8 protein-coding genes and 1 pseudogene are annotated in these 11,456 nt (G+C 42.0%); all 9 read left to right on the top strand.

What is annotated here, in order from left to right:
- The first annotated feature begins 2 nt into the window (after positions 1-2).
- On the top strand, positions 3-998 hold the full coding sequence (locus tag OFO12_RS00465; RefSeq protein ID WP_270869071.1) for a bifunctional 3,4-dihydroxy-2-butanone 4-phosphate synthase/GTP cyclohydrolase II: 996 nt from the start codon (positions 3-5) through the stop codon (positions 996-998).
- Positions 995-2,272, top strand: a complete 1,278-nt coding sequence (locus OFO12_RS00460; RefSeq protein WP_270869070.1) for a DNA polymerase Y family protein — start codon at positions 995-997, stop codon at positions 2,270-2,272. Before OFO12_RS00465 ends, OFO12_RS00460 begins: the two co-directional genes overlap by 4 nt.
- A 9-nt stretch (positions 2,273-2,281) precedes the next feature.
- Complete coding sequence (locus OFO12_RS00455; protein ID WP_270869069.1) at positions 2,282-2,821, top strand: hypothetical protein; 540 nt, start codon at positions 2,282-2,284, stop codon at positions 2,819-2,821.
- A 31-nt stretch (positions 2,822-2,852) separates the two neighbouring features.
- The gene (lgt, locus tag OFO12_RS00450; RefSeq protein WP_270865149.1) at positions 2,853-3,671 is read left to right on the top strand and encodes a prolipoprotein diacylglyceryl transferase; all 819 of its coding nucleotides are present in this window, start codon (positions 2,853-2,855) and stop codon (positions 3,669-3,671) included.
- A 96-nt stretch (positions 3,672-3,767) separates the two neighbouring features.
- Positions 3,768-4,469 (top strand): annotated as a pseudogene (locus tag OFO12_RS00445) (fumarate reductase cytochrome b subunit); the annotation flags it as partial.
- A gap of 28 nt (positions 4,470-4,497) precedes the next feature.
- Positions 4,498-6,516, top strand: coding sequence for a fumarate reductase flavoprotein subunit (locus OFO12_RS00440; RefSeq protein ID WP_270858185.1), 2,019 nt, complete (start codon positions 4,498-4,500; stop codon positions 6,514-6,516).
- The gene (locus tag OFO12_RS00435) at positions 6,509-7,231 is read left to right on the top strand and encodes a fumarate reductase iron-sulfur subunit (RefSeq protein ID WP_270858184.1); all 723 of its coding nucleotides are present in this window, start codon (positions 6,509-6,511) and stop codon (positions 7,229-7,231) included. Before OFO12_RS00440 ends, OFO12_RS00435 begins: the two co-directional genes overlap by 8 nt.
- Positions 7,232-7,344: 113 nt before the next feature.
- On the top strand, positions 7,345-9,624 hold the full coding sequence (locus OFO12_RS00430; protein ID WP_270869068.1) for a dynamin family protein: 2,280 nt from the start codon (positions 7,345-7,347) through the stop codon (positions 9,622-9,624).
- Positions 9,618-11,453, top strand: coding sequence for a dynamin family protein (locus tag OFO12_RS00425; RefSeq protein ID WP_270869067.1), 1,836 nt, complete (start codon positions 9,618-9,620; stop codon positions 11,451-11,453). Before OFO12_RS00430 ends, OFO12_RS00425 begins: the two co-directional genes overlap by 7 nt.
- Positions 11,454-11,456: the final 3 nt, after the last annotated feature.

The raw sequence follows: 11,456 nt of genomic DNA, 5'->3' as shown, positions 1-11,456 counted from the left end.
AAATGGTTAGCGTAGAACAAGCTATACAAGATATGAAAAATGGCAAGATGATTGTCATGGTCGATGATGTTGATCGCGAAAATGAGGGCGATTTGATTTTTCCTGCGACTTTTACGAGCGCGGAGAAGGTAAATTTCGCTATCACACACGCTCGTGGCGTGGTTTGCGTCGCACTGGACGAGGAAATCGCCAAAAGGCTAGATTTGCCCCTAATGGTCGATAAAAACACCTCTTCTCACGAGACGGCATTTACTATCACAATCGACGCAAAAGACGCAACCACGGGCGTTAGCGCGTATGAGCGAAATATGACAATCGAGCTTATGGCGCGCCCAAACTCCACCCCAAGCGACTTCGTGCGCCCTGGCCACATAAATCCGCTCATCGCCAAAAAAGGCGGAGTGCTCGTGCGCACAGGCCACACTGAGGGCTCTGTGGATTTGTGCAAGCTCGCTGGAATCGCGCCAAGTGCGGTGATTTGCGAGATCGTAAATGAAGACGGCACAATGGCAAGACGCGATGATTTGGAGAAATTCTGCGAAAAATTTGGCATAAATATGATTTCAATCGCCCAAATCGTCGAATACAGATTAAAACACGAAACTTTGGTTAAATTTGGCGAATTTAGCGAGGGTAAAATTTGCGGTAAGCCTTGCAGAGTTTGCGAAATCACAGACCACGATGACAACGCTCACAAAGTCTTTATTTTCGGCGAAATTGGCGAAATTTGCAATGTAAAATTTCATAAAATTTCAAGTGATTTAGAGTTTATGCAAGATGAAAATTACGATGATTTTATGCAAAATTTAGAAATTTTAAGCACGAGTGGTGGCGTGATTGTGGCGCTAAATTCGGCTTCACACAAGGGCGATTTCAAAAGCTATGGTATCGGGGCGCAGATTTTAGCGCATTTGGGGATCAAAAAAATCAAAATTCTGTCAAATTCCAGCCCGAAGGAATACGCTGGACTTAGTGGATTTGGGATAGATATAGTTTGATAGCGCATATCGATTTAGACTGCTTTTTCGTATCTGTCGCAAGGCTGATAAATCCCGCTCTTAGCGGAGTTCCTGTCGCAGTTATCGGCGGAAATAATGAGGAAATTTTCGCTAATAAAGATGAGGGCTTTGGGGCGAAATTTCACTTTGATGAGAGAGCGGAAAATTTTAAAATTCAAGCCCAAAAAGAGCAAAATTTGCAAAATTTCGGCGATGAGCAAAAAAGGCTAAAATCCTTGCAAAAAGGTGTGGTTTTAAGCGCTAGTTACGAGGCTAGAAAATTTGGCGTGCATTCAGCGCAACCCCTAAAAATGGCGCTTCTAGCCTGTCCAGAGCTAGTGCTGGACGCGGCAAAGCATGGCGTGTATGGCAAGATTTCAAACCAAATTTACAAATTTTTGCTAAATTTCACGCCAGAAATCGAAAAATTTAGCGTTGATGAGTTTTTTTTGGATTTGCGTGGCACGAAATACAACGAAAACGCGCGCGAGTTTGCGCTATTTTTGCAAAGCGAAATCAAGGCGAAATTCGGGCTTCCTAGCAGCGTGGGGCTAAGCGAGGCGAAATTTATCGCCAAGCTCGCCACTGATTTAGCCAAGCCTTTTGGGGTGCGTGAAATACCCATCTCGCGCCTTAAAACCGAGCTTAGAGATGTCGAAATTTCAAAATTCCCAGGTGTGGGAAAATCTATGCAAAAAACGCTCGCAAAATACGGAATTAAAAGTATTGGCGACGCGTGGGGACATAGAGAAATTTTCGAAAAAATGGGCAAAAACGGCGAGCAAATTTTCGCTCAAATCAGTGGCGATACGAGCGAGCGGGTGCAGGTTAGCAGGGAGCGCAAAAGTATCGGTCTTGGGCGCAGTTTCGAGCCGTGTTTCGATAGGGACGAGATCAAAAGGCGCATTAAAATCCTCTCTCGCCACCTAGCTAGCGAGGTTTTAGAGGGTGGGCTAAACCCGCTGACATACGAGGTCAAAATCCGCTACAAATCGCGCGATGAGAGCTCTAAAAGGCTTAGCCAGCATAGACCTTTTAGCCTAGATTTGCTCGATGAGACGGCGCTTTTGCTTTTCGAGGCTATTGATGTGCATAGGGGCGATGCGATAATTCATGTGTCGCTAAATTTATCAAATTTTGGCGCAAATAGCGCAGAGTGCGCGACGCTGCTTTTCGATGAAATCGATAAAAAACGCCAAAGTTTAGATAAATCAATGAATCAAATTTGGTCAAAATTTGGTGTAGAAAAAATTAAAAAAGCTAGTGAAATTTAAGGAGAAAACATGAAAGTAGGGGAACTTTATTCGGTTATGTGTATAATTTTCGCGACGAATTTTAAGGGCGCGATAAGCAAGGAAAATTTCGAAAAACTTGCTAGCAAATGGATTATAATCAACGAAAATCCAGAAAACAAAAAGGGCCAAGAGCTTTGGGCGAGGGTTAAAGATAGCGATTATGAGGCCATTTGCGCTGATTTTGAAAATCTCAAAGAGGCCTTTGATATGAGCTATTTCAAGCTAATAAGTGCGAGTGAAGTAAGCGTTTTTTATGAAAAATGTCGCTTCAAAAAGCCATTTGCGGATTTGCCAGATACACACGCTGCAAACATGCTAGGGCTGTTGGCGATGATTTTCAAGCAAGATATAAACGAAAAATCGCACAATATTTTGGGCGAGTATTTGACGAATTTTATCATGCCAAGCCTGCGTGGGCTAGCTGGACATTTGCAAATCAATGCTAAAAGCGATTATTACAAGGCGTTTGGGTATTTTTTGGCGGATTTTTGCGTGGTTGTGAAAAATAGCTTGGGGCTTAAAATTTAGCCAAATTTACAAATTTAATTAGGGGCGAGAGTTGGAATTTTGGAACCACATTTACGAAAAATTTGACCCAGTTGCGTTTAGCATCGCTGGTTTTAGCGTGCATTGGTATGGCATAATGTATGTTTTGGCCCTGCTAATCGCACTCTTTATGGCCAAATGGATTGCTAAGCGCGACGGGCTGAAATTTAGCAGTGCGGTGCTGGATAATTATTTCATCTGGGTCGAAATCGGCGTGATTTTGGGCGCTAGGCTCGGATATATCGCGATTTATTCAGGCGAGGCGCTGTGGTATTTCACTCACCCGTGGCAAATTTTCAACCCTTTTTATAATGGCGAATTTATCGGAATTCGCGGTATGAGTTACCACGGGGCGGTGGTTGGATTTATCATCGCCACAATAGCGTTTTGCCGTCGCCACGCCCAAAACCAGTGGGCGCTACTCGATCTTGTCGCGCTTAGCGTGCCGCTTGGGTATTTTTTCGGGCGGATTGGGAATTTTTTAAACCAAGAGCTAATCGGGCGCGCAACTGATGTGAGCTGGGGGATTTTTGTAGATGGTGTGCTTCGCCACCCTAGCCAAATTTACGAGGGTTTGCTCGAAGGAATTTTGATTTTTGTGATTTTGTTTTTTAGTAGGAAATTTAAGAAATTCGACGGCGAACTGATTTGCAACTATGCTATTTTATACACATTTATGCGCTTTGTGAGCGAATTTTTCAGAGAACCAGACGCTGGGATTGGGTTTGTAATCGCTGGATTTTCAATGGGGCAAATTTTATCGCTCGTTATGTTTTTGGCGGGTGTTATATTAAAAATTTCTTTGAAATTTCAACTAATAGGGCGTAATTAACTTTACTTAAAGTTAAAAAATACTATAATGTCCTGTTAAAGTTAAATTTACAAATTGTTAGTAATTTAACTAACTAATTTTCTATAAGGAGAGCTCATGAGCGAGCAAATCGAAGGCTTCTTAGGTATCCGCACGGATCGCACAAAAAGCCGTATGCCAGCGCGCCTAGACTTAATCCAAAGTATCAGTGGTGGAATTTTGGGTCTATTTATGTGGGTGCATATGATGTTTGTTTCTACTGTATTGTTCGGTGGAGACTTTTTTACCAAAGTTGTTGAATTCTTAGAATTAAGATTTTTGAGCGACAGCCCTTCTATGAGCTATATTACATCTTTCTTAGCTCTTGCTGTATTTATCATTTTCTTTATTCACGCTGCGCTAGGTATGAGAAAAATGCCAATCAATTTCCGCCAATGGCAATCATATCGTGCTCACATGAAACGCTTCAAACACGAAGATACTTCACTTTGGTGGGTTCAAGCAATCACTGGCTTTATTATGTTCTTCTTGGGTGCTGCACACCTTATTTTCATCATCACAAACTCTGATAAAATTTCAGGTGATATGTCAGGTGCTCGTGTAGTAAGCCATTTTATGTGGTTGTTCTACCTAGTATTGCTTTTCGCTGTTGAACTTCACGGTAGCATTGGTTTATACAGACTATGCGTTAAATGGGGTATTTTCGAAGGTCCTGATGCAAAAGAAAGTCGTAAAAAACTTAAAAAATTAAAATGGATTGTTTCAGCTTTCTTCTTAATTTTAGGTCTTTTATCTTTGGCTGCATTTATCAAAATCGGTGTAAATTTATAAAATAGGGAATTGAAATATGAATGTTAAATATTATGATGCATTAGTTATCGGTGGTGGGCTTGCAGGCCTACGCGCTGCGGTAGCTGCTGGCGAAAAAGGGCTTAGCACAGTAGTTTTAAGCCTTATTCCTGTTAAACGCTCGCACTCAGCAGCAGCACAAGGTGGTATGCAAGCAAGTCTTGGTAATTCTAAAATGAGTGAAGGCGATAATGAAGATGTGCATTTCGCTGATACCGTAAAAGGTAGCGACTGGGGTTGCGATCAAGATGTAGCTAGAATGTTTGCTCAAACAGCTCCAAAAGCTATTCGTGAGCTAGCTGCGTGGGGCGTTCCATGGACTCGTATCACAAAAGGTAAAAGAAGCGCGATTATCAACGCTCAAAAAACAACAATCGAAGAAAAAGAAGAAGTTCATGGTCTAATTCACAGCCGTGATTTTGGTGGAACAAAAAAATGGAGAACTTGCTACACAGCTGACGCTACTGGTCACACTATGCTTTTTGCTGTTGCAAACGAGGCATTAAAACACAATGTCGATATCCACGATAGAAAAGAAGCAATCGCTCTAATCCACGAAAACAACCGCTGTTATGGCGCGATTGTTCGCGATTTAGTAACTGGCGAGCTTACAGCTTATGTTGCAAAAGGCACACTAATCGCAACTGGTGGTTACGGTCGTGTATATCGCCACACTACAAACGCTGTTGTTTGTGAGGGAACTGGTGCTGCTATCGCACTAGAAACAGGCGTAGCTCAATTAGGAAATATGGAAGCAGTTCAATTCCACCCAACTCCAATCGTTCCAAGTGGTATCTTGCTAACTGAGGGTTGCCGTGGTGATGGTGGTATCTTGCGTGATGTCGATGGATATCGCTTTATGCCTGATTATGAACCAGAGAAAAAAGAACTAGCTAGCCGCGATGTTGTTTCACGCCGTATTATGGAGCACATCAGAAATGGTAAAGGTGTTCCTAGCCCTTATGGATACCATGTTTGGCTTGATATTTCTATCTTGGGTCGCGAGCATATTGAGAAAAACCTTCGCGATGTTCAAGAAATTTGCCAAATTTTCAACGGTATCGATCCAGCTGATACAGAGACTTATACAGATGAAAATGGTCGCAAAAGAGGCAAAGGTTGGGCTCCAATCCTTCCAATGCAACACTACTCAATGGGTGGAATCAAAACAAAAGCAACAGGCGAAAGCCCAACACTAGCAGGTCTATTCTCAGCTGGTGAGGCTGCATGCTGGGATATGCACGGATTCAACCGCTTGGGTGGAAACTCAGTTTCTGAGACAGTTGTCGCTGGTATGATTGTAGGTGATTACTTCGCAGATTTCTGCGCAAGCCACGAAATCGATATCAAAACAACTTCAATTGAAAAATTTGTAAATAAATCACAAGCTTACCTACAAAGCCTACTTGATAAAGACGGCAAATACAATGTATTTGAGATCAAAAACAAAATGAAAGATATCATGTGGGAACATGTTGCGATTTTCCGCACAGGCGAGGGCTTGGCAAAAGCTGTAAAAGAGCTAGAAGAGCTTTACAAAGAATCAACAAATGTTAAAATTTCAAACAAAGAGCTATTTGGAAACCCAGAGCTAGAAGAGGCTTATCGTGTTCCTATGATGCTTAAACTTGCACTTTGCGTTGCAAAAGGCGCACTAGATCGCACAGAGAGCCGTGGCGCTCACTACCGCGAAGACTTCACAAAACGCGATGACGCAAACTGGCTAAAACGCACACTAGCGACTTGGAAAGACGGCGATACATTGCCAACTCTAACTTACGAGCCACTAGATATTATGAAAATGGAAATCCCACCAGCGTTCCGTGGTTATGGCGCTAAGGGTAACATTATCGAGCACCCAGATAGTGCTAAACGCCAAAAAGAAGTTGATGACATTAGAGCAAAAATGGAATCAGAGGGCAGAGGACGCTATGAAATCCAAGAAGCACTAATGCATTATGAGTTGCAACCAAAATATAAAGCACCAAATGAAAGAGCAGGTATAGGATATGAGTAGAAAAATCACAATTAAAGCGTTTAAATTTAATCCGCTAAGCAAGGTTTCTAAACCTCACTTTGCGACTTATGAGCTTGAAGAAACAGATGGTATGACACTATTTATCGCACTTAATGTCATCCGCGAAAAATTTGACCCAGAGCTAAGCTTCGACTTCGTATGTCGTGCTGGTATCTGCGGTAGCTGCGGTATGTTAGTCAATGGTAAGCCAGCACTTGCTTGTCGCACACTAACAAAAGACTATCCAGAGGGCGTTATCGAGCTTATGCCACTTCCTGTATTCAAACTACTAAAAGATTTGAGCGTAGATACAGGTAACTGGATGAACGCGATGAGTAAGAGAGTCGAGAGCTGGATCCACACTGACCATGTAACTGACATCTCTAAATTAGAGGAAAAAGTCGAACCAGAAGTAGCACAAGAGGTTTTCGAGCTAGATCGTTGTATCGAGTGCGGTATCTGTGTGGCAGCATGCGGAACTGCGATTATGAGAGAGGATTTTATCGGTGCTGTTGGTATCAACCGCGTAGCTAGATTTAAAATCGACGCTCTTGATAACAGAACAGACGATGATTTCTACGAGTTAATCGGCGATGATGACGGTGTGTTTGGTTGTATGAGTTTGCTAGGTTGCGAAGACAACTGCCCTAAACACCTTCCATTACAATCTCGCATTGCTTATATGCGTAGAAAACTTGCTGCAAAAGGCAAATAATCCTATGACGCTTGCAAAATTTTTGCAGGCGTCTTTCTACTTTTATAAAATTTTGAAATTTTATTGCAAAACTTATCAAATTTCTAACCATTTCAACCCAAAAAAGGTAGTTTATGAATAATTTTATGAGTAAAATTTGGGGTTCAAAGAGGCTTTTTATCGATGAGAGCCTAACTCGCACTATGCCTAGCGATATCGCTGCGCTTATGTTATGCACAAATTCGCAAAATTTCGAAAAATTTAAATCGTTGCAAAGTTTTAGAGAAATTTTAAAAGAGCTTGGCGAAGAGATTGGAATCTATGCGATTCAGTCCCTGCAAATCGGCGCAATTAATGCGATTTGCAAACTTAAAATTTCCAAATTAAGCGTTTTGATGATGGTTGAAAATTTAAGCAAAGAGGGAATTATTAGCAAAAGCGAGTATGATGAAATTTCAAAATTTTTGCTTCAACTTCAAAGCGATTTGAGTGAAAATGAAACCCTAAATTCGCCCGCAAATTTCGCATTTTACGGCAAATTAGAGAGTTTGGATATTATTAGCGATGAGCTAAAAGCACTTTTGAGCGCCAAAAGCGAAGATGAACTTGCAAATTTGGTTTCAGGCGCGGATACTGGCGCGCGTGCGGACGCAAATTTAGGCGCAAATTTGGGCGAGTATTTGAATACTAGCGCGAGCGAAAATGCGAGCGAAAATTCAGATACAAATCCAGGTGCAGGTTTTCTCGTTTGCGCGAGCGAATTTGAAAATTCACTCTTTGCGCGCACAAATACCGCCAAATTAAACGCCAAAGATGCAAATTTCACACTCTCGGTTACTGGCGTAATCAACGCTGGGAAATCCAGCATGCTAAATCGCCTTTTGGGATTTGATATTTTAGGGACTTCAAATATCCCTGAAACGGCGAATTTAACGCTTCTTAAAGGTAGCGATAAGCCTTATGCTAAGGTCAAATTCTACGATGATGAGGAGCTTGAAATTTTGGGTTTTGCGCAGGAATTTCGCTCGAAATTTCAAAACCAAAGCGAAGCCATAATCGAGCCAGAAAAACTGCAAGAATTCACCTCTGCCAAGTATGAAATTTCAAAATTTATCAAATTTATCGAACTTGGTATAAAAAGCGATTTTCTAAGCGATAAAATCACCGTTGTCGATACCCCAGGTCTGGACGATAGCGTGGTTTTGCGCGAGGAGCTGACGAAAAACTTTATGTTTTCAAGCGACGCGATAATCCACCTAATGAACGCCTCTCAAAGCTCGACCAAAAAGGATATGAGCTTTATCGCTAGCACCCTAAAAAGCTCGAAAAACAACTCGCTCATTGTGGTTTTAACCCACGCTGATTTGCTTAGCCAGACCGAGCTAATCGATGCGCTAAGATACGCTAGGGCTAGTATTTGCGAGGAGCTTGGGGCGTTTGGGTTCGATGAGGGGCTGATAGAAAATGTGAGTTATTTTTGCATAGATAGCCACAGCGGACGGGGTATTGGCGAGCTGAAATCTCATCTTTTCGAGCGATTTTTCGGCGAAAATTCAGCCAAAGCAGATGAAATTTTATCTTCATACAAAAAAGAGTTATCGCTGATTTGCGAGGCGTATTTGGCTGATTTGCAGGAGCAAAACGCCGATTTTAGCGCGAATAAAAGCGAGCTAGCCCAAAAATGTGAGAATATAAACGCCGAAATTAGCGCGCTAAATGCAAATTTGGCTAAGCTAAAAAACGATTTAACTGGCGCGATTAGCAAGCTTAGCTACGATGATAGCACGCTTTTTGCGCCGCTAAAATCAGCGATTTTGACGATTAAAGACAGGGTTTTAACCGACATAAATTACTCGAAAAAAAATAAAAAGCAGATCGATTTTTCGCGGCTAGAAGTCATCGCAAACTCTGGCGTTAAAGATGTCATCACGGACATTTTCCGCTCGTTTTCGCAAAAGATTTCGCGCGATATTTCTGATATCAAAGAGCTTTTAGGAAGCGATTTTAGCGAGGTAAATTCGCTTAAATTTGACACGAAAAAATACATGGACGAAAATTTCGCCCAGCCAAATTTCGCTAAATTTAACGAAAGCCTGCGTGAAATCGTGCGCAAAAACAGCGATTTTGGCGCATTATCGGCGAGTTTTGACGCGCTATTTAGCGAGTTTTTCGCTAAGCTAAATTTAAAATCTAGCTTCGAAAACATCGCCAAAACCTGCACTGCGGAGTTTAAAGAAAATGTCCTAGCCCTTTTTGCTAGCAAAAAATCTAGCCTAGATTTGCGCCAAAGTGAGCTTGAAAGCGCGCTTAAAGCAGGCGATGAAAACGCCGAGCAAATCGCCAAAAACGCGCGATTGGTGCGAGAAAAAATAAATTTGGTAAATGGATTAATTAAAAGGATCGAGCAATGCTAAGGGAATTTATCAGCGAGTATAGGGCGAAATTTTTACCCAGCACGAAGCAGGGATTTTGGGGCGATATGAGCAGGGCTGTGGGCGAGCTAAAAGACCCGAGTCTGCACCCTAGCGCGCATTTAAGCAAGGTTTTAGATGAAATTTTGCTCGTCGAGTCTGAGCCTCTTAAAATCGCGGTTGTGGGGCAGTTTAGCAGTGGTAAATCGACATTTTTAAACACCTTGCTTTCTAGCGAAGTTTTGCCAACTGGCGTCGTGCCAGTTACTGCCAAGGCTACTCATATCAAATATGCCCCTTATGAAATGATGAGCGTAGCGTATAAAAACGGCTACACCCAAACCTTAGAAAGCTCGCAAATTTCGGATTTCGTCGATCAAAGGCGGGAGCTAAAAGATATCAAAAATATAAATATGTTTTTGCCACACGAGCTTTTGAAAAAGATAAATTTCATCGACACCCCAGGGCTAAATTCGCGCTCGAACGCCGACACTAGGGAAACTTTGGAGATTTTCGACGAGGTTTTTGGTGTGCTTTGGATCTCACTTATCGACAACGCCGCTAGAAAGAGCGAAACAGCTCAAATTTCGCTTTTGCCAAAATTTTTAAGCAAAAACTCCATTGCTATTTTAAGCCAAAAAGATAGGCTTGGCGCCGAAGAAATCGAGCGTGTGCATAATTACGCTAAAACGATTTTTGGTGCGAATTTCGCCTCTATCGTGCCAATCTCATCAAAGCTAGAAAAAGCTGGTGATAGCCAAAACAGCGGGTTTAGTGAGGTTAGAAAGTTTTTAGACGAGCTTGATAAAAACCGCATTAGCTTTGCCAAATCTAGGCTAAATTTCATACTTGCCGAGCTTAAAAACGAGCGGGCAGGGTATTTGGAAATACATAAAATTTTAGAAAAAATTATCGCTTCAAACAAAGATAAAATCGCCGAATTTTGCGCTAGTGAGCGCGAAATTTACAAAGAGGAATTTAGCAAAATTTACGCTTCGATTAAAGAGACCTCGAAATTTATCGCTCAAACCATGCAAGAAGCCCTAAGCTCGAAGCAAAACGAGTATTTTGTGAGCGCGACGCAGACGAAAAAGAGCTTTTTTGGCACGCAAACCTCGAAGGGATACGAAAAAGTAGCCTACGAGGCGCCGTATTTCAACACTGACGCCGCGCTTTCGAAGCTGATTTACAACGACGATAGGCTAAATGTGATTTTTCGCCGTTTCAAAGGCGAGCTAGTCAAAACGCAAAACGCCATGAGCGAGGCGATAGAGCGCATTTATGCGGGGTTTGAGAGGGAAATTTTGCTATTTAAAGGTAGGTTTGAAAACTACGAGCGCCAAAGCGATTTAGCCTCTATCATAGAGGCTTCAAACATCGCTAAAATCGCAAGCGAAGTCTATGGGCTGTTTTTAAAAGACGGCGAGAGGGCTGTTTTTCAAATATGCCAAAAAATCGCGCTGTTTTTCGAGCAAATTATGATAAAAATCGCCTCAAACTACACAAACGCCGTGACCCTAAGCGCAAATTTCATAGCAAACAAAATCGCGAAATCAATCAGCGATTACGAGGAAGAACCGGGACTTTATCAGCTTTTTTATCCATCTTATGAGGATTTTGAAAAGGCGGTTTTAGGGGGACTTCATTACTATGAGTTCGAAAATGACTTCGTAGGGTCTAGCTCGTTTGTGGATAAAATTTACTCAGATTTTAGCGCGCAGATTGCGCAAATTTTCGAGGAAAATTTAGCCAAAATCGCGGATTTTAAAGCCACGCAAGAAAATGCGCTTGCGATTTTTAGCGCACTTGAAAATTTGCAAAGCCAAAATTAGTCT

Source organism: Campylobacter sp. JMF_04 NA10 (assembly GCF_027737655.1).
Classification (GTDB): Bacteria; Campylobacterota; Campylobacteria; order Campylobacterales; family Campylobacteraceae; genus Campylobacter_B.
The sequence above is the reverse complement of the archived record's forward strand: the minus strand, read 5'-3'. Positions and strand labels throughout refer to the sequence as shown.